At 41.0% G+C, this 24910-nt stretch carries 21 protein-coding genes and 1 pseudogene; 6 read left to right on the top strand and 16 right to left on the bottom strand.

Translation table 11 applies throughout. From position 1 onward, the window contains the following. Positions 1-91 precede the first annotated feature (91 nt). Positions 92-2092 (top strand): annotated as a pseudogene (locus tag L6494_RS28860) (cation-translocating P-type ATPase); the annotation flags it as partial. 154 nt (positions 2093-2246) lie between these two features. On the opposite strand, the gene L6494_RS28855 reads toward L6494_RS28860, so the two are convergent. The 11 genes from L6494_RS28855 to L6494_RS28805 all read right to left on the bottom strand — a co-directional run bounded on the left by L6494_RS28855 (position 2247) and on the right by L6494_RS28805 (position 14111). Further along, positions 2247-2429 carry a hypothetical protein gene (locus L6494_RS28855; protein ID WP_179067296.1) on the bottom strand — a complete coding sequence of 61 codons (183 nt, stop codon included), beginning with the start codon at positions 2427-2429 and terminating at the stop codon, positions 2247-2249. Between the two features lie 289 nt (positions 2430-2718). Continuing rightward, positions 2719-5037 (bottom strand): NACHT domain-containing protein, encoded by a 2319-nt coding sequence (locus L6494_RS28850; RefSeq protein ID WP_237997339.1) that lies wholly within the window; start codon positions 5035-5037, stop codon positions 2719-2721. A gap of 403 nt (positions 5038-5440) precedes the next feature. Continuing rightward, complete coding sequence (locus L6494_RS28845) at positions 5441-6124, bottom strand: 2,3-bisphosphoglycerate-dependent phosphoglycerate mutase (RefSeq protein WP_237997051.1); 684 nt, start codon at positions 6122-6124, stop codon at positions 5441-5443. Between the two features lie 56 nt (positions 6125-6180). Further along, positions 6181-7167: an L-lactate dehydrogenase gene (locus L6494_RS28840; protein ID WP_237997049.1), complete on the bottom strand. Its 987-nt coding sequence runs from the start codon at positions 7165-7167 to the stop codon at positions 6181-6183. A gap of 145 nt (positions 7168-7312) precedes the next feature. Continuing rightward, the gene (locus tag L6494_RS28835) at positions 7313-8869 is read right to left on the bottom strand and encodes a pyruvate kinase (RefSeq protein ID WP_237997041.1); all 1557 of its coding nucleotides are present in this window, start codon (positions 8867-8869) and stop codon (positions 7313-7315) included. A gap of 350 nt (positions 8870-9219) precedes the next feature. Continuing rightward, a complete protein-coding gene (locus L6494_RS28830; protein ID WP_237997034.1) occupies positions 9220-10119 on the bottom strand; it encodes a polymer-forming cytoskeletal protein in 900 nt (299 codons plus the stop codon). Between the two features lie 94 nt (positions 10120-10213). Next, on the bottom strand, positions 10214-10558 hold the full coding sequence (locus L6494_RS28825) for a hypothetical protein (RefSeq protein WP_237997032.1): 345 nt from the start codon (positions 10556-10558) through the stop codon (positions 10214-10216). Between the two features lie 841 nt (positions 10559-11399). Further along, complete coding sequence (locus L6494_RS28820) at positions 11400-11846, bottom strand: DUF1269 domain-containing protein (RefSeq protein ID WP_237997030.1); 447 nt, start codon at positions 11844-11846, stop codon at positions 11400-11402. Between the two features lie 186 nt (positions 11847-12032). Continuing rightward, positions 12033-12416, bottom strand: a complete 384-nt coding sequence (locus L6494_RS28815; protein WP_237997028.1) for a hypothetical protein — start codon at positions 12414-12416, stop codon at positions 12033-12035. A 325-nt stretch (positions 12417-12741) separates the two neighbouring features. Next, on the bottom strand, positions 12742-12966 hold the full coding sequence (locus L6494_RS28810) for a hypothetical protein (protein WP_237997026.1): 225 nt from the start codon (positions 12964-12966) through the stop codon (positions 12742-12744). Positions 12967-13187: 221 nt separating this feature from the next. After that, positions 13188-14111 (bottom strand): transposase, encoded by a 924-nt coding sequence (locus tag L6494_RS28805; RefSeq protein WP_237997024.1) that lies wholly within the window; start codon positions 14109-14111, stop codon positions 13188-13190. A 60-nt stretch (positions 14112-14171) separates the two neighbouring features. Between L6494_RS28805 and L6494_RS28800 the strand changes: the two genes are divergently transcribed. Continuing rightward, on the top strand, positions 14172-14936 hold the full coding sequence (locus L6494_RS28800) for an IS5 family transposase (protein ID WP_237997023.1): 765 nt from the start codon (positions 14172-14174) through the stop codon (positions 14934-14936). 233 nt (positions 14937-15169) lie between these two features. Next, positions 15170-15619, top strand: a complete 450-nt coding sequence (locus L6494_RS28795) for a hypothetical protein (protein ID WP_237997021.1) — start codon at positions 15170-15172, stop codon at positions 15617-15619. A gap of 330 nt (positions 15620-15949) precedes the next feature. Here the strand turns inward: L6494_RS28795 and L6494_RS28790 are convergent, their stop codons facing one another. Beyond that, a complete protein-coding gene (locus L6494_RS28790) occupies positions 15950-17026 on the bottom strand; it encodes a strawberry notch C-terminal domain-containing protein (protein WP_237997019.1) in 1077 nt (358 codons plus the stop codon). 103 nt (positions 17027-17129) lie between these two features. Between L6494_RS28790 and L6494_RS31030 the strand changes: the two genes are divergently transcribed. The 3 genes from L6494_RS31030 (at position 17130) to L6494_RS28780 (ending at position 19064) form a co-directional block, all read left to right on the top strand. Next, positions 17130-17501, top strand: a complete 372-nt coding sequence (locus L6494_RS31030; RefSeq protein ID WP_237989128.1) for a helix-turn-helix domain-containing protein — start codon at positions 17130-17132, stop codon at positions 17499-17501. Positions 17502-17520: 19 nt separating this feature from the next. Continuing rightward, positions 17521-18054: an HARBI1 family protein gene (locus L6494_RS31025; protein WP_237989127.1), complete on the top strand. Its 534-nt coding sequence runs from the start codon at positions 17521-17523 to the stop codon at positions 18052-18054. Positions 18055-18428: 374 nt separating this feature from the next. Continuing rightward, entirely contained in the window at positions 18429-19064 is a 636-nt protein-coding gene (locus L6494_RS28780; RefSeq protein WP_237997010.1) for a type I restriction enzyme HsdR N-terminal domain-containing protein, read from the top strand. A 126-nt stretch (positions 19065-19190) separates the two neighbouring features. On the opposite strand, the gene L6494_RS28775 is transcribed toward L6494_RS28780, so the two are convergent. The 4 genes from L6494_RS28775 to L6494_RS28760 form a co-directional block, all read right to left on the bottom strand. Continuing rightward, a complete protein-coding gene (locus L6494_RS28775; RefSeq protein ID WP_237997008.1) occupies positions 19191-19562 on the bottom strand; it encodes a hypothetical protein in 372 nt (123 codons plus the stop codon). A 451-nt stretch (positions 19563-20013) separates the two neighbouring features. Next, positions 20014-20526 carry a GNAT family N-acetyltransferase gene (locus L6494_RS28770; RefSeq protein WP_237997006.1) on the bottom strand — a complete coding sequence of 171 codons (513 nt, stop codon included), beginning with the start codon at positions 20524-20526 and terminating at the stop codon, positions 20014-20016. Positions 20527-20686: 160 nt separating this feature from the next. Then, complete coding sequence (locus L6494_RS28765) at positions 20687-22546, bottom strand: hypothetical protein (RefSeq protein ID WP_237997004.1); 1860 nt, start codon at positions 22544-22546, stop codon at positions 20687-20689. A 160-nt stretch (positions 22547-22706) separates the two neighbouring features. After that, entirely contained in the window at positions 22707-24851 is a 2145-nt protein-coding gene (locus L6494_RS28760) for a peptidase domain-containing ABC transporter (RefSeq protein WP_237997001.1), read from the bottom strand. Positions 24852-24910 lie beyond the last annotated feature (59 nt).

Raw genomic sequence — 24910 nt, 5'->3', positions numbered from 1 at the left:
GGCTATAGCTATACCTGCGGAAACTGGACTAGCCCAACGTACCAATTCCCTCTATATGGGAACCAATGTAATTAGTGGAACGGCGATCGCAGTAGTTGTTCATACTGGAAAAGAAACTGAATTCGGCAAAGTATCAGAACGGCTGAAACTCAGACCTCCCGAAACCGAATTTGAAATCGGATTGGGTAAGTTTGGCTACTTTCTCATGGAAGTAACGCTAATTTTGGTAGTGCTAATTTTTGTCGCTAACGTTTATCTCCATCGCCCAGTACTGGAATCCTTTCTATTTTCTCTGGCACTGGCGGTCGGCTTGACTCCTCAATTGTTACCTGCGATCGTCAGTGTTAACTTAGCTCGTGGTGCCAAGAAAATGGCAAAAAAGCAGGTGATTGTGAAGCGCTTACCTGCTATTGAAAACTTTGGCAGTATGAATGTGTTTTGCACCGATAAAACGGGGACGCTGACGGAAGGAGAGGTGAAAATTCACTCTGCGGTTGATGTGGAGGGCAAAGAAAGCGATCATGTTCTACTTTACGCTTATTTGAATGCCGCATCTGAGTCTGGTTATGTGAATCCCATTGATGCAGCGATTCGCGAACACAAAACCTTCGATATTTCTAGCTATCAAAAGCTAGATGAAGTGCCTTATGACTTTAACCGCAAACGTCTAAGCATTCTATTCAAAAAAGCGGAAAATGCGGTCTTCTCCCAAGGGGAGACGCTAAAAGCGATAGCGCCAGCGTTAGCGACGGAGGAGCGTCTGGGGTCTGCCCAAGTAGAGCAATTTTCCAAGACAGAAAATACGCATTTAATTATCACTAAAGGCGCACTGAAAAATATTCTGGATGTTTGCTCAAATGTTGAGACTGTTGAGGGGAAAACTATTGACATTGCAGATCAGCGACAAAAACTCCACCAACAAGCCGAAGACTTGGGCAGTAAGGGATTTAGAGCCTTGGGTGTGGCTTATCGCGATTTTAATCAAGATTCCTTCAGCAAAGACGATGAAACGAACATGACATTTTTGGGCTACCTGGCTCTGTTCGATCCGCCAAAAGCTGGCATTGCTGACACCCTCAAAGAGTTGGAATTGCTGGGAATCACCCCGAAGATGATTACCGGAGATAGCAAGGCGGTGGCGATGAGTATCATTCAGCAGGTAGGATTGCCTGAACCCAAGGCGTTGACAGGTTCTGAACTAGACAAGCTCAGTGATGAAGCTTTGATACATCGAGTACAGCAAACAAATTTCTTTGCTGAGGTAGAGCCAAACCAAAAAGAGCGGATCATTATCGCCCTCAAAAAAGCAGGGAATGTAGTTGGATATCTGGGAGATGGCATTAACGATGCTTCTGCGCTTCATGCGGCTGATGTTGGCATTTCCGTTGAGAGTGCAGTTGATGTCGCTAAAGAAGCTGCTGATATTGTGTTGATGGCAAAGGATTTAAATGTCCTTATCGAAGGCGTAAAGGAAGGACGGATTACATTTGCCAACACTTTAAAGTATGTATTTATGGCAACTAGCGCCAATTTTGGCAATATGTTTAGTATGGCGGGAATTTCTCTGTTTCTGCCCTTTTTGCCGCTTTTACCCAGTCAGATTTTGCTGACGAACCTCCTCACCGATTTCCCAGAATTAACGATCGCTACAGATCGGGTAGATAGGGAGTTAGTCAACAAACCTCGCCGGATGGATATCAAGTTTATCCGCAATTTTATGATTGTGTTTGGTTTGTTGAGTTCAATATTTGATTATCTCACCTTTGGCGCGTTGCTGTTGCTGCTGCACGCTCAACCAGAACAGTTTAGAACAGGCTGGTTTTTGGAGTCTGTCATCTCTGCATCGCTGGTTGTGTTAGTCGTTCGTACCCGCCAATCCATTTTCAACAGTAAGCCAGGAAAATACTTGTTGATGGCAACCCTGGCGACTATCGGAGTGACAATAATCATTCCTTGGAGACCGTTGGCAAGGCTATTCGGATTTCAACCATTGCCGTTGAGTTTTGTGCTAGTTCTGGGGGCGATCGTGGTGTTCTATGTGACTGCGGCGGAGAATGTCAAACGAGTTTTTTACAACCACGTAAAATTTTAATTTCTCAGTTAGTTGATGGGGAAGCATAGTCTGGCACAGGTTGGTGGAAATAAGCCGCCCATTTGAAATGTCTAGAACCCTTAAGCAATGGTAATTACGTTAGCGTAGCGGGGCGTAGCCCATTACGAATTACCCCAAGGGCTTGTACAAAAAGCTATTCATCTTCATCTCCTGATGGTCGTTCGCTCTCGCTTTGTTGGGTGTTCCATTCCAAAACAATACGCTCTAGCATTTCACCCTGCGTACAGTTATTTACAACAGCGTATTGCTTAATTAACTCTGTTACTTTAAGACTAATGTGGCGTATATCTAGTGGGTTATTTCTTGCCGTTTTCATGATCTTTTACCAGAATGTTTAAGCAGTTTTGCTGTTTCTTTTACTAACTGCTTCACCAAAGACTGTTGGATATACAGATGCAAGAGGATTCAGGATTTCCAGTAAAAGCGATCGCTGAAATTTCTTTTTCGCTTGAAGACATAAATGTTCGGAATTTTCGTATTAGCCTAGCTCCTATACTATGATTTGGTGCTGTTTGATTTTCTGAATTAGTTGATTAACTACGATACAAAGCTTATTCAAGATGATTTTTGCAATCCAAACCTCTTTCAGGAATTAACCAAAAGAATTATTGCCATTCCCTATCCTCAAGTTCCTTTATCGGCAACAATAAGGTGGCTTCAATTTCCTGCCTAATAGCAGCTGTCACCTCACAATTGCTATGCAGGCAATCGAGTAGTAACTGATTAGCATCATAGTAGCGTTGCAACACTTGCTCTTGCTCTTGCTCAGAGCTAAACTGCCACTCGTGGTTAATATTGCGATAATTAATCACTGTCTTGTTTACCTGTTGGGCCCAAGCTGAATAGTTCGTTTGCGACCATAGCTCAAACCGTTGTTGACTTTGACCAGAATTTGGCAACTGGTCAGAGAGTTGTTGCAGGGATTTATGGAGTCCAACATCCAGAACAATACCCAGAATGTTGCTCATAGCATCTCCGCAGGCGTGGATGTGGGCAAAGCTTTGGCTCCCATCAATTGCACACTCCACCAGCAGGTCATCTAATGCCGCATCCAGAAACATCCCTTGGTCGAGGCTGCTGGCTAGGGCAAAGTGAGAAGCTATGTGAGGAGTCCGACTCAAAGCAAGGTAAAATGCTCTCACTGTCGCATCTTTTGACTGGGTAGGAATAGTGCGAGATTTTTGGCTAGCCCAGGTCAAAAACTCTTGTAAATAAGCATCTTGGGCAACAAGTGTATCAATCTGTTGCTTCATCAACAGTACTAGAGAGTCTGCACTCCTGAGCATGGTGGCGGTTAACAAGAAGATTTCGCGCCAGTGGGGGTCGGTGATATGACTGACTAGACCGAATAGCGCTTGCCCAAATGCCTCTAAGTTATGGCTGGCAACGATTTTCCTCGCTGTGAAGTATTCTTGAAATGCTAGATAGGAAAAGGAAAAAATTCCCCGCGCCCGTTCTGCCAGTAGTCCATGTTGAGCCTCGATTGACTTCAGCACTGCTTCACTTTCTATTTGCAATTCTTCTGCATCCATTGGCAGGTTGCTTAGATTGTCAATATAATCACCAATGTATTGCTCAACGATGCGTTGCTCAAAAAAGTACTGACCCTGCTCAAATGTCGCGGCTGCAATCTGACTGAATAACTTGAGTTTTTGTGATAATAAAAACCCTCCATAAACGTCATCCCGTTCAACGCCTCTGGCTTCATCCCATTTGCCTAATAGAAGGTCTAAACCTTCCTTATAAAAGTCAGTCCGCTTAGTTGGAAATTTTCCTTTACCGTGAAACACCCAACAGGTAAGATGCAGAAATAGGGGTGTGACGACGAGTTGGCGAAATTGCCAATTTTCATCTAATTCCAACTTTTGAATAAACTGAACGGACTGCGCCTGTCCATCTTTTTGGCTGGTCTTGCTAAAAACCATAAACCATTTTTGAGCGAAGGCTCGGATTTGTTCTAAGGTAAATGGGGCAATTTCAACATCGGTAAAGCCTCGAAGTCTGAGTTTTTGAGCTGCTGTTCGACAGGTCGCCACGAACCGATTTTTGTGATACTTCTCTGAAAACCTCCGAATTTCGTTCAAGACAGCATTGCTTTGTTGATTAAGAACTTCATCCATGCCATCAAGCAACAGTAATACCCTACCTTCATTCAGCAAGGTTTCGATGACTGAGGGATCAGGAATTCCAGATGCAAGGAACTCCTGGCTGATGTATTTTAATAAGCTGAAATCGTTGGTAATCTTAGACTCTTGAGCAAAGTTTCTCAGTGTGATGAAGATTGGTACCTGATTTGCCGCAAATGCGTTTTGGTTACACCCAATGGCAAGATGTTGCAAAAAGGTTGTTTTACCTACTCCTGGTTTACCTAGTACCCTAATTTTGGAGTAAGTTTTAACCGCCTGTGTACCAGGTATCTGTTTCTCGTCAACTTCACCTAAGCCAAAACGGTCGAATTCTTTGCGATCAAGGTTTTGCAGATCGGTGATTTCTAACCACTGAAGGCTAGCAATCTCCTCCAAAATATTCACATCTATATATATGTCATTGATCGCAACTGGACGGCTAATATCCAATAACTGCAAAATACCACACTGGTCTTGAATTTTGTCGAAGCGTTGCGATCGCACTTTCTGCACTAGTTTATCAATATCCAGTACAGTCGGCTGGGCGTATTCTTCTAGTTCACGGAATTCTGCTGGAGGATTAGTCGTAATCTCCCGCCAATTCAGTTCTAAAATCAAACAAATTTCAATAAAGGTATGACGCTCAACTGGACGACCACTGAAAAACCGCCAAATTGGTTGTCTAGTCTTGAGGTTGACTTCTGCTGCTAGATTCTCTTGTGTCCACCCCTTACGGGCAAACGCTCTTTTAGCCTCTTGAATCCCAGTGAGTGATGCTTCAAGCGATCGCTTGACCATAGGACAAAGACTTGATCCTAAAATCAAGAACTCAAACTTTTATTAACATCTTTCATCCTAGAGCTTTTTTTTGTGGTAATCACTCTCTCCTTGGTTAAGGATATACACAATTAAGAATTAAGAAAAAATACTCTAGCTCTAGTGAGATCCTGTTAAATATATTAACTTTTGTAATAACTCAAACACTATAAACTTATTTTATACATTTCAAGCTTGTAGCAATACTTAATCTCAAGCATCCACCCCAGAACAATTTCCCATACCCTCGCCGAGGCTAAGTATTTAACCCACATTCCGCACGTCATTTTGTAGTATAAAAAGCAATACAAAAATTTGGAAGTAGTTACTGAATTATCCGAATATAAATACTAAATCTGTATTATCACTATAGTCAGCCTCGATCTCAATTCAAAATGATTTTGTTAGTGGTCTGACCATGAGCATCAATATCATAGATAATTGGAATTGCTGTTCCTAACTCAACATTGACAATCTCCCCTTCGGATAGGTTTTCCAGGTGCTTAATGATGGCACGAAGTGAGTTTCCATGTGCTGCAATCAAGACGTTATCTCCTGTGATTAACTGCGGCAAAATGCGATCGCAAAAGAATGGAACAGTGCGCTTCACCGTATCTGCCAAACTTTCGCCCCCTGGTGGAGGCACAGCATAGGATCGTCGCCAGAGTTGCACCTGTTCTTGTCCAAATTTTATGGCGGTTTCAGCTTTATTCAAACCTTGCAGTTCACCATAGTACCGTTCATCCAGCATAGCTGTGGGATAAACTGGCAGTTCCCGTTCGGGGCTACCCTTGTATTTATCCCAACCATGCCAGGCTTGATGCTTGATGATTGGAATTCTCCCGTCGCAAATATCATCGACTTCTGTTAAGATAATAATTGCTGTTTCAATAGCTCGAAACAGCATACTGGTAAAGCAAACTCTGACTCGATAATGCTTCAGTCTACAGGAGGCGATCGTTGCCTCTGCTCGTCCCTGTTCGCCTAAAGGAACATCAACCCATCCTGTAAATTTATTCTCTGCATTCCAAAGGCTCTGTCCGTGACGGATCAAAATTAATTTAGCCATTGTGTACTGCTTCGGTATGCGATAGCGAAGCGCTGCTGCAAGCAGATCGCGTGGTTCTAGAGTTCCAGGGTGTCAAAAATGTCACGCAGAATCTGTGCAGAATGAATAAGCTGTTGTTGCTCCATGTCGTTGAGAGTAAAGTTGACCCTCTTAATGACACCTTTTTCATTGACGACAGAGGGTAGGCTGAGACAAACATCGCTAATGCCATAGAAGTCATTCACCAGGGAGCTAACTGTAAGAATACGCTCCTGTCCACGCAGAATGGCTTGGACAATTTCAGTCGTTGCCAATCCAATGGCGTAGGAAGTACACCCTTTGCGTTTGATGATTTCGTAGCCAGCGTTTTTAACGCGCTCAAAAATCTCTTGTGCAGCCTTATCTACTGCCGAATTACCCTCTCGGTCATAGAGAGGCATTCCGGCAATATTCACCTTGCTCCAAACGGGCACTTCACTGTCGCCATGTTCACCAATGATGTAAGCATGAACACTGCGTGAATCAATGCCCATTTTCTGCGCCAGCAGGGTACGAAAACGGGCAGAGTCAAGCACCGTTCCAGAGCCAATTACCCTAGCAGCAGGAAAAGCGGAGAGCTTTAGTGTCACATAAGTCATAATGTCTACGGGATTGCTGACAATCAGCAAGATAGCATTGGGGCAATATTTGACGACATCTGCAATCAAGCTCTTAAAGATGGCAACGTTGCGTACAACCAAGTCGAGGCGGCTCTCTCCCGGCTTCTGACTGGCTCCAGCAGTAATAATTACCAGGTCTGCATTCTCTCCGACATCGGCAACTGTGCCAGCTTTAATCTCAACAGGTTCGACAAAAGGAATGCCATGCCTTAGATCCATGACCTCTCCCTGAAGCCGCTCTGTCTGAATATCTTGAAGAATTAACTCATCAAAACAGTTTTGGATCATCATCGAATAGGCACATGCCATCCCTACTTGTCCAGCACCAATAATGACACCTTTGCGAGGACGGATGCTGACTTTATTTTCAACACTGGGATTAGGCGTAAAGAGGGTTTCAAACATTTTTACTGCTGCAATAACTTAGTAAGCGATCGTCAACATAATTCGTAGTTACAATCAGTGGGGGCTTGTACCCTCTTTAATTACGAATTACGAATTAGTAATTATTTGGTCAATCTAAAATCCAAAATTGTTTGACCTTATGCACTTACCAGGAGTGGAGCGCCCGGAGTTGAGGTGTTTTCTTTAATTGATGCGTCTGCATCCGAGTCAAGACATCATCCAAAATCGTCACGGCTTCAGCAACAAACGGGCCCTTGTTGAGCATGACGCACTCAGCCCGCTCTGCCATTGCTGCATCCGTCATTTCTGCTCGTGAGGGAATGCCTTTCTTCACCAGATTTTCTAGCACCTGAGTTGCCCAAATCACCGGGATATGAGCCGCCTCACAGAGCCAGAGAATTTCTTCTTGCATTTCAGCCAGTCGTTGATACCCAATTGCGATGGCCAAATCGCCTCTAGCAATCATCACCGCAAAGGGTTGTTGACCTGCTGCTTGCACAATCAACTCAGGTAAATTACTGACGGCTTGGGGTGTTTCAATCTTAGCAACAATGGCAATTTCACTCTTTTGAGGCATCCGATTTGCTAACTCTTGCTGGAGCAGTTTAATATCATTCGCAGATTGCACAAAAGAATAGCCCACAATATCGGCATGGGTGGCAACAAAATCTAAATCCTCTCGATCTTTATCAGTAAGTGGGCTAAGTTGCAAATCTGTATCGGGGAAGTTAAGCCCCTTGTCTGGCAGAAGTTTACTACCCTTTAAACTCGCATGGGTGATGCGTAAAATAACACCCTGATCCGTAAGAGATTCTACACGCGCTCCAATACGACCATCATCAATCCAGGCAGTTGCGCCCACCTGCAATTGATCGAGTACTCCAGGGAGAGTACAATTTGCCTGGAAACACTTAGCATTTGTCATACTAGGCATATCACGGGTTAAGACAAGACATTCCCCTTGAAAGATGCGGTGTTTCTGATTAGGTGTCATTACTAAGCCAATCCGGGGCTTCGGCCCTGCCAGATCCATTAAGACTTTGCAGGAATTTCCGGTTTCTTTCTCTGCCAGACGGACATTGCCAATCATCGCTTCCCAAAGGTTAGCGTGATCGTGGGCACAGTTAATGCGTACACAGTTAGTCCCTCGCTGAAGCAGATCCCGGACAAATTCGTAATGGCTGGCGGCTTCCATTGGCAATGTCACCATGATTCTGACCCGGCGATGAGCTAAAGTCTGACCAAACACATCTTCGGTATGTTGGTGAAGTAGGCGATCGCCCTCCAGAAATGCCCCAATAGAAGGACGAATCGGCAAACTAGCCGAACTTACCTGACAGATTGCCCCCAGAGTGGCAATCACCGCATCTAAATTCGGCATGACTCGCGCTTCCAAACGACCCAAAGAAGATAAGCCCCAGGGGATTAAGGTAGCTTGCAGAGGACGTAGGTCATGTCTTCGTAGAGCCATGTAATGGGCAAGATTGAGTCCACTGCTGAGAAACTCTTGTCGTTGAATGCGCGAGATTGCTCCGCAACGCTGGCGCGAACGCCACTGGTAAAAAATGTCTTGCCCTTCTTGAACAACCACCTGACGCAATTTTTGCAGCGTATTTAATAAGACACAAGGATTAGATAGGTCTAATGCAAGGTAGTCAAAAGTATCTTCTTCCTGATTATGCTCTAGAGTAGAAATTGTCATTAAATAACCCTCAAAAGACTGTATTAACAATTTAATAACGAACCACAGAGGCACAGAGAACACAGAGAGAAAGATTCTAAAACTTAGTTTACGTAAGCATTTTTGGCTTGACAGACTACTAGTAGTCCACCACACTAACGGTGATGGGTGAATAAGTTCGTACTAAGGACTTTAGTCTTTGATTTGAGCGGTGAAGCTCTCACTACAAACCAAGCATTGTTGACTTGGCGTACTACTAGTTGAAACGATAAAAAATAATTCAGTGGCGATGAGATGCTGCAAAGCTGATTTAAGTAACTGTTACTTAATCGCCGTAATATCTCATCCATCTACAGGATGTGGAGCGTCAGTTACCCCAAAACCGGGGGTTGTGTCTTACCAAATTGCCAGCTAAGGAGCGATCCCAAGCCCAACAGACTCACAACAAACACTACAATCCCGCCCACAAATGGAATCAGCGCAAGTACTGTGACAATCAGCAACCCAATCAAGAACTGCTGCAAGCTGCTTTGCCGTTGGTGTAGCCTCTCTGTAAGAAAATCGCTTTTTACCACTTGTTGACCGATGAATAGTGAAATTCCCAATGCCCCAACCAATGATGTCAGACTCACCATCAACATCAGGAGTGGAATCAATGGAATACCAATTAGGGTGATTGCTAAAAAAATGTTAAGGGCAAATAAGGTAAACATTGCCCCAATTCCCCATAAGGCGCTTTTACCGGGATATTGACGCACGGTAGCTGCTAAATTCGGCAGAAAAGGTGGTGCGGTTTGTAATAAAATTATGCCCAGAATTGCACCGACGATCTCAGAGAAAATCCGAAAAACAGCCTGAAAGAAATACATCGGCAAAAATCGATCTCGATGACGGTAAATTCCCGTCATGCCTCGTTGATTATATTGACCGTTGAATGTGCTGTTTGAGCCGCCAATTGTGGCTCCTTCTGCTAATACGACTTTGCCACCGATCGCATAGGCATCGCCATCTACCCGTGCGCCTTGCTTGAGAATGATATTTCCACCGATAGCGATCGCAGTTTGTGTCACCCGTCCATTGGGTTGGACGATCGCCGAACCACCAATGGCAATAGCATTTTCTACAACTTGTTTTTCTACAACCGTGACATTTCCGCCCAATCGAATCAGATTGGTATTATTAATATTTAGATCAGTCTGTGCGATCGCATTTCCGGCAAACAGAAATACTATCGTAGAGATAAACACGATTGTCAACTGCTTCCAGCTCATGGTTAAGACTCCTAATTTTATTTTCCAATCTCGCCAGTTAAATTAGGCAATACTTGACCGAAGAGGCAGAGGGAATTATCTTCAACAATCTTCTCTAATCTTCTTCAACTAGTTTCACCTGATTATGTGGACTGTAATCTAAACAATTAATGGCTTGATCGGTTAGCACAGTTGATGGATGGACGGTGCATTTGAGATATGAATTATGACTAAAATATCGACAGTGAGGACACTTGGCTTTGTGAGGCAATTTGAGGCTAAATAAATACTGCTGCACCCGCTTAGGAATGAAGGCATAAATTAAAGTAGCGATCACCGAAATAATCATAGCGCTGACTACTATCAGGAAACCCATATCTAGCACAGAAAGAGTTTCTACTCCCCGATGATCTAGAGGGAGTGAATTAGCTGGCAGAGTTGCGATCGATTTTTCTTCCATGACTCCATTACGCTCCTATATTCTGTTATAAATAGGTTCAAAATGAAGATACTTAACATCATAGTCATTAAATCATCTCGTTTTTTATACTGTTCCACTACTTTGGACGAGTACCGTTTGATTTACTGCATGAATTAATTGATTACGATATAAATTGTAATCAAAAGCAATAAAAATTTTGAGGATACAATAACGGGTAAAGGTATTTTTTATAGCTTTACCCCTATAACTAAATACAGTTCAGTATGCTTTACTAATAATCACAGCTTTTAATGCTGCTGTGCTGTATCTACATATCTACAGGTTATACCCTGAGATATTGTGATTTGAACGATAATTTAGCCAAACGGTCACGAAATACTTCACTCTGTACTAGGACAACATATAGTTCAAAGCTATAAATGGAGTTCAAAAAACTCAAAACTTAATTACAGCAAGGAACATGGTCTTATAGTTCATTTGTACCGTACCGCGATGAGAGAGAAATAAAAATTCAGATTTCAGGCGATCGCTTTATCACTCAATTTTTGGCTAAACATATTTTTGAACCATATTGTGGGCATTTTGAACCAAATTTTGACCGAAAGTTTAAAATTTAAGGGTTAAATTAGTGTGTCTTGCTCTGCATTTTTTACCAAGTCAAAAAATAAAACTTTTGGTTGCATTATGGTTCGCATTTAAAACACGCGGACATAATTTGATTCATAAAGTTAGGTTTTTGATTGGCTAAAAACCTTGAAATTACGTTAACTTTTGGTCACGCTATGGTTCACAGTTTGGTCATGCAAGGAGTAAAATCACAGATATTTTTTTAATCAATTGTCAACTTTTCAAACAACCTCTAAGCAGGACTAAGAGTTTTTTGCAAGTTCTCAATTTTGTCTTGAGAAAAACTTGTTCTAATTAACTTTCCTCCAAAACGATTAAATTCTGCAATTATTTTCTCTAGATTAACGGAGGAAATTAGAACAAACAATGATGAAGAATTTGGTTTTAAAGATTCTTCAATTTCTGTTAAAAAACTACTATCAAATGTACCCTCTTTAATAGTAAAAGTGCGATGAAAGAAAACTGCGCTAATGATTCCACCCCAGAGTTCATTACTCAGGTCTCCAGGTTCAACCAAATCGTGATATGGTTTAACCCTAATCTTACCATCTGCATTTTTGGTAATCACAACTGCATCTTTCAAATCTGCTAAGTTTTCTCGCTCAAGTTTGAGTAGTTCTAAAAGTACTTCATCTGCTTTATATTTGTCATCGAAATTGACTACAACTAATTCACTCATACTATTTTTGGATTGTAATTGTTTAAAGGAAAAATGACTTTTTACTCGATCTGCATTTTACCTCATAGACCGCTTATTTTTAGTTTACGATACCTGCGATCGCTGCTACTGCATTTACTGATTCTGCGATAGACTTGGCGTAAATGGGAAAGCGATCGCCCAATCCAACCTTTCAAGCGCATGATGCTAAACGCGACGGTTTACCCAGTGTCCTGGCACCCATCGCCGAGATTGGTAATGTCCTGCCACCCATCGCCGAGATTGGTAATGTCCTGCCACCCATCGCCGAGATTGGTAATGTCCTGGCACCCATCGCCGAGGTTGGTAATGTCCTGGCACCCATCGCCGAGGTTGGTAATGTCCTGCCACCCAGACACGGCGTGTAGTATTGCGCCGAGTTTGTTCGCGCTGGGTTTGAGCCAATCGATCTGGTGCAACCCGGCCTACCTCGACGACACCGGAACGAGTTGAATTCTGCCTATCATTAACATTGAACTCTGCGGCTGAGGCAGATTTTGCCAAGACTCCAAGGGGAAGAGCAAGCATCAGGATAGCGATTATGCGTTTCATTAGATGTTCCTTCCGATAAGTTGAGAGTAGCTAGAATTAAAGCGGTTGAACTGGAATTTCCTGCCTGCTTGACACACTGACAAGTTCATTGCTGATACTCATCAATTCATTGCGCTCTTTTTCTGAAAGTTAGTCAATCAGGCAATGTTGTTGGACAAGATTTCAGATAACTCTCCTCGTTAACTACTCTGAGGGGCTATAGCTTGATTTCTTGAGTGAATTGATTCATTACGATATAAATCGTTACCAAATTCATCTTGACGGTTAGAGAGATGCGATAAATCGCCGTCTCTACAGGAAATTTATCCATCAATTATTTATGTTTTCAAAGCTTGTGCTGCAATCTGTTAGGGCTTTTATTTCTTTTTGCTTCTTGCCTGATCAAGCGTGCCATTCGGTTCAGTCTCTTTCTTTCTGGTTGGTTGGGATTGGAGTTGCCACCATGAGGTTTCGCTTGGTGAGCATAAAGTTTGCGGCGTGCTGGATTAGCGATCGCTTTGGCGTTAAGATGCGTTTGGGAGCGAGACTGACGAGACTGTGGGGTTTTCATACATATTCACCTGTGGAATCAATTCTGCAAAGACCTTATGAAGATGGAGTTGCGGGCTTCTATGTATTAGACATCTCCGAAAACAGTCAAAGCCTTTGTTTGGCTAGGCTGTAGCCACTAAATGCAATCATCTTAAATTAGCTATTCTGTACGATGAAATAAGACTTTGAGATATTTGCTGTTGATAATTAGGCAAAAATATCTAGTTATATGCGATAATTTTAACCTGATGATATAGCTGATATTTCTAATGGTAATATTAGCCCTCGAATCCGTAACCTTACTAGCCCACAAATCGTCAAAATTACTTGCTTATATTTGCGGGTATTTAACCTAAATCTCTCTTGGACAACTCGAAAGATTTTGACTGACCGTATTCGATGTTCAACAAAGATTCGTTTAGATGAAAATATTTTGTTCTGTTCTTTCTGTTCAGTTGTTAGTTCTTGATTTCTTGGTTTCTTAATTGGAGTTGTAATTAAATCTTCTCCAAGATATGCCTTATCTCCTTTAAATCTTTGTTTGGCATCAAACTCTGAACGATATTCTCGGAACAAAGTTATATCGCTTTTTGGACCAGGTTCACCTGCCACAACATCAACGATATCACTAGCATCAGGTAAAATAATCATTTGAGTTTTAAATGTATGATTACTCTTCTTACCTGAAAAATATTTCTTTTGTTCATCATTGTCTCTAGGTCTTTCTCTGACTTGTTCATAGCTATCTACTATTAATTCATATTCTGTGAGCATTTCTTTTACTACTTCATAGTCAGAAGCGTTTTTTTTTACTTGTTCAAGCAAACTTGATGGCAGTAATTCTCGCAAGTTAGGCAACCAATAGTTAAACGTATCGTTGGCTGTAGACTCACTTACTTCAAACTGAATACCTAGAAGTTGAAAGGTTGTCAGATGTCGGAGATACACTAAAGTTAAAATGATATGTTCAGAAATAGATAATTTTGGTTTCCGACCTCCTCCACCAGCAATAATTCTCACTTTCTTAGATTCCAGTAAAGCTTTTTTTTCATGATATAATCTTTCCCCATTTATGATTAATTGTTGTAACTGTTCATATTCCAGACCTATTAACCTTTGGGTTTGTTTAGGATTCTCTTCAATGTAATTCAGTATATTGCTCATGCTTCTGTGTCAAAATAACGCTTTAATGTTCTTTTATCACAGAATAATACTATTTTGGAGATGTCTATTAAATCAATGATTCCAGCAGAACGTAAGCACAAACGTGGAAAAAAGCGTGAAATCGAGATGCGGGAAGTGGTAAATGCGATTTTTTACATCTTGCGCGCTGGCTGCTCATGGCGAATGATGCCTCACGATTTACCAGCATGGCAAACTGTATACTCATATTTTCAACGTTGGCAGCGCAAAGGTACATGGCAAAAAATTCATTCAGTTCTGCGAGCGCAACTCAGGCAACTCGAAGGACGAGATGTAGAACCATCCGCAGGAATTATAGACTCACAAACAGTGAAAACAACTGAGAAAGGAGGGGTGAAGGGCTATGATGCCGGAAAAAAGATTAATGGTCGCAAACGCCATATCCTTGTTGATACGATGGGTTTAATTTTGATGGTTGTTGTACATACAGCTTCAATTCAAGACCGTGACGGAGCAAAACTGGTACTAGATAAAATTCAATACTCATTCCCCAAACTGCATTTAATTTGGGCAGATGCTGGATATGCTGGAAAACTAGTTGATTGGGTCAGGTATTTTATTGGCTGTGCAATTGAGATTGTTAAACGCTCTGATGACACTTCAGGCTTTAAAGTATTACCTCGACGTTGGGTTGTGGAACGTACACTTGCATGGTTAGGTCGTTATCGTCGTCTCAGTAAAGATTACGAGTATCATCCCCAAACAAGTGAAACCATGATATACGCCGCTATGACGCATTTAATGTTACGTCGATTAGCCCGTAATCATAGTCGCTCAACCGCTTAAGAATTATTTTATAAACACCCTCTTAGAGAGGCTGTGCCAACGCTTAGAGCGAGTCTGCGTACCCTTACAGGGGATCTTGCTACGCTTTTAGCGTCTGTCTGCGACACGCTGCGCGTACCCCTCCGGGGAAGCAAGCTACGCGTAAGCGTCCCGCAGGGAACGTAGAGAGCGTCGGCAGTTTGCAATATCAAAGCTTTGAAAAATACTAAGTACTGTCTTCAGGGATTATCGCAATGAACCTAACCGATCGCCAAGATACAGATTTTCTCAAATTTATAGGAAAATTGCCACCCCAAGACAATTACATCCCTGTTCAATCTTTTAATCAGGGTGCATGGTATTGGGTCGATAAAAACACCCCTTGCCTACAAATTATTTCGCTCGATCCACACCCGTGGGGTCAGGAGTGGGTAATTTCACTCATAGTAGATAGAGGGATTAAAGACCTCGTTGAATCACCTCCATTAAGTGTGAGCTTAAAACTTTCCCCTCTCCCACCCTTAGACAAGGTTACTTCTGTGGAAATAACTCGGCAGATAGAATACGGTAAGTTTGTCCACACGCAAGAGCAACTATATTACTTTGTGACATTTATTTGTCAAGGCGATAACTCTTTGGCAGAACATGAAAACCCACTGAGTGAGTGGGTGACATATTTGTTTTATCCGAAGGCGAAACGATGAGAGGAAAGGAACTTCCAACTAAAAAAATATACCATCACTAAGTCAGCAGGGGAGCAGGGGCGCAGAGGAGAAACAGAAAATATGACCTGACTAAAATAGTTAAGTAATGCTTGAGGCTAAAACAACGGTAAGTCAAGGTTTTCGGTATCTAGATTTACATAACTTTACAACGTGTCCCATTTTGCCGTTATCTCGGCGGATACCCATCTACGACTTCAACATTTCTCCCCTCGGGACGCTTGCGGCTAATAATAAGATTTACAAAAAGTGCAACTGCACACCAGAATTTTAAAAAAATAAAGCGGCAGGAAAACCCACCGCCTTATCACATTAGCCCAGAATCCCAATTACTGTCGCCAGCACACCAGCAGCACGCTCTCCAGTTGGTACAAACACCCGCTTGCGCCATTGAATAATTTCGGTGAAACATCCAACAGCCACAAGCTGATCAGCCAGTGGAAGGGCATCGACTATTTCTAGACGTGGCTCACCAGCAATATAAGAACGTCGCAAAGTTACGCCACCGGGCAACTGCTGAGAGTACCCTTCGTTCAGCACCAATGAAACCAATTCCTCTGGACTCAACAGCTTGTTCTTCATACCCAATTGTTCAGCCACAGATTGGATATCTACTGCTTGAACCATCCGACCAAGAATCTTCTGTCCATCCGAAGTTTGCAACCGAAAGACCCGGCTATTCTTCTGCGGCAGAATTTTCCAGATTGGTAGCAGTATGCCTGTCACAAGGTGAAGATAATCAGTAGTGAATCTGGGCAGTTCGTCTACCTCCTTCGACCACGCCGCAACAAATGCATCAGCCGCAACCTGCTGCCAAGTGGAAGATGAGAGCTTATTAACAGGTACGCGAGTCTCTTTCTGTGGTCGCACAAGCAGAACTCGTGGAACAACGCCACCATCAGAGTCAAATATGCTATGAGTAGGAATTGATACGGCTGCATTCCCAGACTTGGAGTTGATCAGAAATTGCCCCTGATACTTGTCAACAAACTCAAGCATTTCATCAGCAGTTCTGATGTTGTTCTTTTGAGTGCGTTCTATCTTCAAGTAATTGGTCACGCTACCAGTTTGAGGATGTGTATAAACCGATTCCTGGCTATCAATGGTAAACCGTTCAGCCCGAAGAGTTTCTACACCAACTTCAAAAATACCATTTGCGATCGCAGTTTCAATTTGTTGAGAAAGCAACAACTCGAAACGCTCGAAAATCACGTTTTGCATCCCAATCCTTAAAGCCAGCAGTCTATTAAGAAACTGTCGCAAGGGTGGGAGGTCTATTTTCATGCCCCCTTCCTGGGATGTGAGTGATAGTCCTGTCATCTGCTCGAATGTCCCTAGTGGAACTTCATAGAATCGACCTTGAAATATCTGCTTAAACAGTTCGTACAATGCGTACTCTGCATACTGGGATTCAAGGTTATCCTTAAGACATCTCCAAAATAGTATTATTCTGTGATAAAAGAACATTAAAGCGTTATTTTGACACAGAAGCATGAGCAATATACTGAATTACATTGAAGAGAATCCTAAACAAACCCAAAGGTTAATAGGTCTGGAATATGAACAGTTACAACAATTAATCATAAATGGGGAAAGATTATATCATGAAAAAAAAGCTTTACTGGAATCTAAGAAAGTGAGAATTATTGCTGGTGGAGGAGGTCGGAAACCAAAATTATCTATTTCTGAACAAATCATTTTAACTTTAGTGTATCTCCGACATCTGACAACCTTTCAACTTCTAGGTATTCAGTTTGAAGTAAGTGAGTCTACAGCCAACGATACGTTTAACTATTGGTTGCCTAACTTGCGAGAATTACTGCCATCAAGTTTGCTTGAACAAGTAAAAAAAAAACGCTTCTGACTATGAAGTAGTAAAAGAAATGCTCACAGAATATGAATTAATAGTAGATAGCTATGAACAAGTCAGAGAAAGACCTAGAGACAATGATGAACAAAAGAAATATTTTTCAGGTAAGAAGAGTAATCATACATTTAAAACTCAAATGATTATTTTACCTGATGCTAGTGATATCGTTGATGTTGTGGCAGGTGAACCTGGTCCAAAAAGCGATATAACTTTGTTCCGAGAATATCGTTCAGAGTTTGATGCCAAACAAAGATTTAAAGGAGATAAGGCATATCTTGGAGAAGATTTAATTACAACTCCAATTAAGAAACCAAGAAATCAAGAACTAACAACTGAACAGAAAGAACAGAACAAAATATTTTCATCTAAACGAATCTTTGTTGAACATCGAATACGGTCAGTCAAAATCTTTCGAGTTGTCCAAGAGAGATTTAGGTTAAATACCCGCAAATATAAGCAAGTAATTTTGACGATTTGTGGGCTAGTAAGGTTACGGATTCGAGGGCTAATATTACCATTAGAAATATCAGCTATATCATCAGGTTAAAATTATCGCATATAACTAGATATTTTTGCCTAATTATCAACAGCAAATATCTCAAAGTCTTATTTCATCGTACAGAATAGCTAATTTAAGATGATTGCATTTAGTGGCTACAGCCTAGCCAAACAAAGGCTTTGACTGTTTTCGGAGATGTCTATTCTATTTTAGACTGCTGGCTGAGAATTCAATCTGATAATCTACGCAAAACAAACACCACATTTCCAGCACAGGGTCTTGTTTTCAGTTTTCCCATAGCAGCAATTGCTCTAACAGATTGCCGAAAATCATCAGATGTACCTCCAGGGTCACACATTATTCTTGAAATACCATAGATTTCTCAATTATCCTAATATTAAGCAAGTAGTGCAAATTCCACCATGACCACAAGCATAGCCATTGCAGAAAAAATTACTACTCTCCGCCAAGTCAAAGAAAAACTAGGTTTAACACTTAGTGAAGATAGTCAATTTTTTACCGAATGGATGGCTGATTTACCTGCATTAAGTGAAGCAGAGCAAACAAGATTGGCACAAGTTAGACAAAATTATCTCTATCAAATCTCCTATGGCAATCTTTTAGAAGAAACTGTTAAAATGGTCGTCCTTTCACCATTACTGGAACTTGCAGGTTTTTATCAAGCACCTTACAGATTTCAAACCGAGGTATCCGTTGAGATTGAAGCACAGGGAGATAATCAGGAGATTTTACGAGGAAGAATTGATGTCTTAGTTTTGCAAGGTAGATTGTGGATTGTCCTCATTGAGTCAAAAAAGACAATCTTTGATTTAGAATTAGCAATTCCCCAGACATTAGCTTACATGGCTGTTCATCCCCACCCAGAACAACCTTTGTACGGCATGATCACCAACGGTAGCAGCTTTTTGTTTGTCAAAACCTTGGCTAAACAGTATGGCACTTCTGATCTATTTTCCACGCGATCGCAATATCTCAACAATTTATCTGGAGTTTTAAGAATTCTCAAGCACTTAGGTAGTATTATTACGGAGTCTTAAGTTTTTAACTCCAGCAGTTTAACCCTTTTGTACCAAATTGAAACAATCCCATCTCTCTCAGTTTCAGAATCAGGCTTGGATAATGGTTTTTCAAAAGTGACACAACAGGGTTAATTACCAACATTTTTAGTTGAGTCTACAGCTTGCAGTAAGTTCTACATTTAAGAAAGTTCCTGAGCGGGGTGTAATTGAACGCAACTGCTGAACAAAAGCTTTAAATTTGGCATTAGTTACGCCGAACCCAACTTCAGCGCAAGCAGATAACCCACCTTCTTTCGGAATAGGACCACCTTCTCTTGGGCTATATACAATAAATTTATCGACAGTACCAGTCCCAACCGCAAACCCGATCACTTGGCGAACTGTTTGCAAAACAGCATTATCTAATGCACCACCAATACTGCCAATACTGACATTAACCGCACGGCTTTCAGCTAATGCCGGCGCACTTATCGACAATATTGCTCCGACAATCATCAAACTGCTAAAGTTTTTCATTTTCTCTTCTCTAAAAAATTGCAAAACTAATACAGATATTTCGTTGCCTACTGATTAACATACGGGCATTATCTGAAGATAATCATTTATTAAAGCAGGGTTTAAGAAACAGCTTTTTAAAGAAAAATATAACTGCAAAAGTATTATTCACATACAACAACTATTTTCTATAGGAATCATATTTGATCTCTCAAAAAGACTGCAAAATAGTACAGGCAGAAATATCTGTCTAATAACGACCAATGATAAACCAGCATCTAGAAATGGCGATCACAGGTGGTTAATTACCCTTCCACATCCCATATTGTACCAAAAGCCGCCCTAGATGGTTACTGAGGTTGCCGAATAAGGACGAAGTTTAAAACCCAATTTTTCGATAACATTTCATCAAGCGATCGCGCTGGATGATTGGGAAAATCAACTGACCATTCAACGAGTGCGAGAAATTGATCTAGACATACACTTCACTTTCGCAGTGCCAATCTTCTTGGTTTAGGCGATGAACAAAGCACTCATCGTCACCGAAACAGCGATGCTCGATGAATTTGAAGCCAAGGCGTTCATAAAAGCGATGAACACGGGTATTGCTGGCTAGCGGATCAACAAGTATAGCTGTCACAAGTGGATCAGCAAAACATCGAGCAAGTGCAAGCCGCATCATTTGTGTTCCATAGCCTTTACCTAAATCAATCTCTTCACCAATCCAGATATCAATTGCACGAAGATTTGCCTCAACATCACCCCAGTAATGGCTATCCTCGCGTGCAGGATCAATGATCTGGATAAATCCGATGGGGCGACCATCAATTTCCGCAATCAATTGCTCTCTCCAATCGGGAGAACGAGCAAGTTCTACCTCCCAACCCCAGTCATCATTAGGATCTGAGGAAATCACATGAGGTTGCTCATCCCAGTGTCGCAACAAATTCAAATCGGCTAAGGTGGCGGAGCGTAGGTTAATCACAACTTGTTTGCAGACTGAACTTTTTTTCGCTTAGATCATCGTACAGCGTTGATCGGCTTGGTGATCGCCTACTGCGGGGTATAAGCTCATCGCATATTTTACTATCTCATCGTCGCCTTCTCGAATCAACATAGTCAACTCTCACAGCCAGCCCCATGCCCTATGTCAACCCCAAATTTTTCATCGCCTTCCACAAATTAGATCGTCGCTTGTGCTGGACTTTCCATTGGGATAACAAGCTCTGATAATTCTCTGGTGCTAACTCTTTCAAGGCAGACATCCATTGTGCATTTTTCGTATAATCTGAGTTTTGGGATGCTTCTGGTAATGGTACGAAATTGTGTAAGTTTGCTTGCCAATAAGCCATTACTCTTTCCCACAAATCGGGGGGTGCATATTCTTGGAGGTACATTCTCCTAGAAATATCATCCGGTGTTGATAGTTGATTAGATTGAATCACAACTTCATAAAATTTAGGTAATGGGGATTTTCCCTGGTACTTTATTTGGGTCAAATCTCTTGTTAACAAATGTATTACATTGTACTCCCTACCTAGTTGTGCCGGATCTCCAGGTAAATTCTCTAACCACTCGATAATTTGTTGCCTAAACCAAATATGTCCTTTTTCTTCAGTCGTAATACTATCGAGTAACCAATGTAACCACCAGGTATCTACGGTTTTTATATTTGTATAAAAATCTGAGTATCTGTAAGGTGTACCACGTTTAATTATCGATTCACGCCAAGAAGTAAATAAGGCTTGCTGAGTATTTTTACTAACTGGTATCTCAGCAAAAGCTTTGAACATTCTCGACCAGTCGTAACAACATTCAAAAGTAATCTGCTGAATTTCTAGAGCATTTGCCCGTTCTATTTCTCCCAATTCTCGAACAGCTTGCTGGTAATAGCGAAGTAAAGTTTTTTGCTTTTCACCATTTCCAGGATCGTAAGAAAATCCACCCAATGTTACAAATAGTAGCGAATTTTCTGGTGTCCAAGGATTTTTATCTTGTTTGTTTTTTAATAAGGCATCCAAAGTCTCTTGAATTACTATCAGACTTTCTCGATATTCCTGTTTAGTCAACAAATCCTCAATTACAGGTAAACCATTTTGCCATTGCTGGGAAATAGTCGCCCGAAGATTGCTCAAATATACCTCTGGTGTTGCAAATTGCTGCATTAGTTCCATGTAGAGTATATGCCAACAAGAGTGAGTATTCTCTAGGTCATACTTCCACTCTTGAACCTCTCGATTAGCTGTCATCCCATCTAAAACTAATTTTTTTTGCACATCCGGTAAATTAGAGAAGAAATCGATTACAGTATCATCATCTAAACTAGTGTTAGAAAACTTTTCTTCCCATTCTCTAATTTTTTGAGCTAATTTAAACCCATCTTGTCCTTGTGACTGCACTAACAACCATTCCCACTCCAACAAGCAGCTTGTTGTAGCTCCTTCCACATGAATACCATTAGCAATTTCCATCCAGTCGGGTATACCATCAGCGATTTCGCTTTCTGCTGACAACAAACTGGCTGCAAAACCATCATCATTACTAAAGCCATTCTCAAAAGCTATTTTTACCAATGGCTTCATCTTTTGTGCAACTGCTTCTAAATCTTCGACGAAAGTACAATCATCAAAATAAGGTTCTTCCCAGCTTACTTCTTGGACTATATATTTCCCCTCTTCCTGGGATGCTTGCCAAATAATTTGATTCCATTCTCCCCATAATTCCGACCAACTTTGAGCTAATTTCGCTAAAGAAGCTGGTTGTGCTTTGCTTATTTTTTCCTGTTCTACTGTTTGAGGTGGAGCGATGATTTGATTTAAAGTCTCTTGAGTATCTCCTGATAGTTGAGCCAAGGCACTTTCTCGCTGTTCGTCGGATAAAACTGCAAATAATTCATCGATTAGCTGGGAAATTTCACTTTCGGTAAGTGCTTTAAGGATGCACTTACCAACAGAGTCTTCTTGCTTTACGTTACCTTTAGAATTGCTCTGGCTGTTTTTTGACATCTTGTGAATCTCCGTAGCACTATATCAATAGACTATTTTCACTAGAGGCAACGATGGCAATTTTTATTGGAATATACTGAATTTATTTATGCTATTTTAGCATAACTACTCTGAGAGAGCCAAAGTTTTCATGCCCACCTACTTAAAACACCGATAAAGACTAAGGATTTAAAAAGTCTAGATGTTCTCCAGTTAGATTTTGCAGTTCTTCTGGAGAGCCTTGTATTTTCAAACCCCCTTTATCTAAAAGAACAATAAAATTTGCCCGTAAAATTACCCTGGGACGATGGCTAATAATAATTGTCGTTTTACCTTGACGATAATGTAATAGTTTATCTAATACTTGCGCTTCTAAGATGGGATCTAAGGCACTTGTAGATTCATCTAAAATTAGAATTGGTGGTTCTATGACAATAGCTCTAGCTAAAGCTAATCTTTGTTTTTGTCCCCCAGATATATTCACACCAAATTCCCCTAAAACAGTTTGATAATTATCTGGTAACTCTTGAATAAATTCATCAGCACTAGCCATCTTACAAGCCTGTACAATCTGTTCAAACGTCGCTTGGGGATAACAAAAGCGAAAATTATCTAAAATTGAGCGACTCCAAAAATGTGCTTCTTGAGGTACTAAAATTACTTGTTGTCGCCGACATTCTAAAGACAAATCATTTTGGTTATATATCCCAAATCTAATATTGCCTGATTGGAGAGGATATAAACCAGCAATCAGTTTTGCTAAGGTACTTTTGCCACAACCAGATTTACCAATCAAAGCCGTAACGTTACCGCCAGGAATAACTAAAGAGAAATCTTTTAATAAATCTGATCTACCTGGATGATGAAAGTTAATATTAGTGCAATTAATATCAATATCACCTGGAATTACTGCCCAAGGTTTATGATTTTCATTTGGCTCTTCTGGTGTAGTATCAATAATTTCTGTAATGCGCTGTGTCGCAGTTTGGACTATAGCAAATTCATCCACCAAGGCAATTAAACTAGTAAAAAAACCGTTGAAGCTGGCATTCATAGCATTAAATGCTAACAATTGCCCAATAGTTAATTCTTGACTAATCACCAAACTACTACCAAACCAGAGAATAGCTAAATTACCAAAAGCCGAAACCAAGCCAGAAAATACATTATTAATAATCCCAATTTGTACAGTGGTAAAACTTAAATTGGCTAGATTACCAAAGCGGCTTTGAATTTCTTCCCAAGCCTGGGGAGCAGTATTATTAGTTTTTAAAGTTAGTATGCCTTTAAAAGTCTCTACTAACATTCCCTGATTGTCAGCCTGACCAACTAAAAGATCCCGAATTTTTCTTTGGAGGGTAGGTAGAAAAACAATTGTTGATGTAGACATAATCATAGCTATAAATACCGACAGAATCAACAATTTAAAGCTATAGAACCCCATAAAAATAATCGAAATTACAGCAATAAATATCTGACTGGGCAGACTAATAACAATTTGGGAAACTAATTGATTAATTTCTTCAATATCTCGCAACCTGCTGACAATTTCACCACTCCTATGGGTTTCATAATAAGTTAAAGGTAGACGTAAAATCTGTCTGCCAAACTCCAGAGTTAGACTTAATTCTAAGCGTTGAGCAAAATGGGCAATTAAATTAGATTGCACAAGTTTTAAGGTACTACTAAATAGATTCATTGCCATCACACCAATCACAACTGTGGTTAACAGTTGGGTATCTCTTCTCACTAATACGTCATCAGTTAAAATTTGAATGAGAAAAGGTGTGGTTAATGATAAAATTCCCATTGCTAGGTTAATTAGAAATGCTTCAGTTAAAATCTGACGATGGGGTAATACACGCGCCACAAATCGACTAAAACCATTGAAAGTTTCTGATGGTTGCTGATAAAAACGCACTTCATCTGGTGCTAGTAACAGCATGACGTAATTTAGCCAATCTCTAGCTAATTCTTCTCGGCTAATGTAACGAACTCCCACACCAGGATCGGCGATGACGTATTTTTTACCTTTTTGTCCGTATAAAACTACCCAATGGTAGCCTTTCCAATGAATAATTGCCGGTAGAGGTGCTTCGTGGAGTTTCTCAATTAACTGTGGGGTCGCTCTGACTTGGCGCGCATGAAATCCCAGGGTTTCCGCACCGCGTCTTAAACCTACAAGAGTTGTACCTTGCACTCCTGTACCGACGGCTTCTCTGACACGGTTGAGAGCAAAATTACGTCCGTAATGTTTAGCAATAGTTGCAATGCACGCCGCACCGCAATCTTCCTCGCTGCGTTGCAAGACAATTTTATATTTCATTGGTAATCAATGAGAGAATTCGGCAATGATAGTGTTTTTAAATATATAACGTTTTTTTA

The sequence above is a fragment of the Nostoc sp. UHCC 0870 genome (assembly GCF_022063185.1).
Taxonomy (GTDB): Bacteria; Cyanobacteriota; Cyanobacteriia; order Cyanobacteriales; family Nostocaceae; genus Trichormus.
The sequence above is the reverse complement of the archived record's forward strand: the minus strand, read 5'-3'. Positions and strand labels throughout refer to the sequence as shown.

What these genes read in the sequence shown, in the direction of transcription:
- L6494_RS28800 (WP_237997023.1), top strand. Translation starts at nt 14,172, where the DNA reads ATGTCTATTAAATCAATGATTCCAGCAGAACGTAAGCACAAACGTGGA.
- L6494_RS28765 (WP_237997004.1), bottom strand. Translation starts at nt 22,546, where the DNA reads ATGTCAAAAAACAGCCAGAGCAATTCTAAAGGTAACGTAAAGCAAGAA.
- L6494_RS28760 (WP_237997001.1), bottom strand. Translation starts at nt 24,851, where the DNA reads ATGAAATATAAAATTGTCTTGCAACGCAGCGAGGAAGATTGCGGTGCG.
- L6494_RS28835 (WP_237997041.1), bottom strand. Translation starts at nt 8,869, where the DNA reads ATGACAATTTCTACTCTAGAGCATAATCAGGAAGAAGATACTTTTGAC.
- L6494_RS28840 (WP_237997049.1), bottom strand. Translation starts at nt 7,167, where the DNA reads ATGTTTGAAACCCTCTTTACGCCTAATCCCAGTGTTGAAAATAAAGTC.
- L6494_RS31025 (WP_237989127.1), top strand. Translation starts at nt 17,521, where the DNA reads ATGCTCACAGAATATGAATTAATAGTAGATAGCTATGAACAAGTCAGA.
- L6494_RS28815 (WP_237997028.1), bottom strand. Translation starts at nt 12,416, where the DNA reads ATGAAACGCATAATCGCTATCCTGATGCTTGCTCTTCCCCTTGGAGTC.
- L6494_RS28810 (WP_237997026.1), bottom strand. Translation starts at nt 12,966, where the DNA reads ATGAAAACCCCACAGTCTCGTCAGTCTCGCTCCCAAACGCATCTTAAC.
- L6494_RS28855 (WP_179067296.1), bottom strand. Translation starts at nt 2,429, where the DNA reads ATGAAAACGGCAAGAAATAACCCACTAGATATACGCCACATTAGTCTT.
- L6494_RS31030 (WP_237989128.1), top strand. Translation starts at nt 17,130, where the DNA reads ATGAGCAATATACTGAATTACATTGAAGAGAATCCTAAACAAACCCAA.
- L6494_RS28845 (WP_237997051.1), bottom strand. Translation starts at nt 6,124, where the DNA reads ATGGCTAAATTAATTTTGATCCGTCACGGACAGAGCCTTTGGAATGCA.
- L6494_RS28780 (WP_237997010.1), top strand. Translation starts at nt 18,429, where the DNA reads ATGACCACAAGCATAGCCATTGCAGAAAAAATTACTACTCTCCGCCAA.
- L6494_RS28820 (WP_237997030.1), bottom strand. Translation starts at nt 11,846, where the DNA reads ATGAGTGAATTAGTTGTAGTCAATTTCGATGACAAATATAAAGCAGAT.
- L6494_RS28830 (WP_237997034.1), bottom strand. Translation starts at nt 10,119, where the DNA reads ATGAGCTGGAAGCAGTTGACAATCGTGTTTATCTCTACGATAGTATTT.
- L6494_RS28775 (WP_237997008.1), bottom strand. Translation starts at nt 19,562, where the DNA reads ATGAAAAACTTTAGCAGTTTGATGATTGTCGGAGCAATATTGTCGATA.
- L6494_RS28825 (WP_237997032.1), bottom strand. Translation starts at nt 10,558, where the DNA reads ATGGAAGAAAAATCGATCGCAACTCTGCCAGCTAATTCACTCCCTCTA.
- L6494_RS28795 (WP_237997021.1), top strand. Translation starts at nt 15,170, where the DNA reads ATGAACCTAACCGATCGCCAAGATACAGATTTTCTCAAATTTATAGGA.
- L6494_RS28850 (WP_237997339.1), bottom strand. Translation starts at nt 5,037, where the DNA reads ATGGTCAAGCGATCGCTTGAAGCATCACTCACTGGGATTCAAGAGGCT.
- L6494_RS28805 (WP_237997024.1), bottom strand. Translation starts at nt 14,111, where the DNA reads ATGAGCAATATACTGAATTACATTGAAGAGAATCCTAAACAAACCCAA.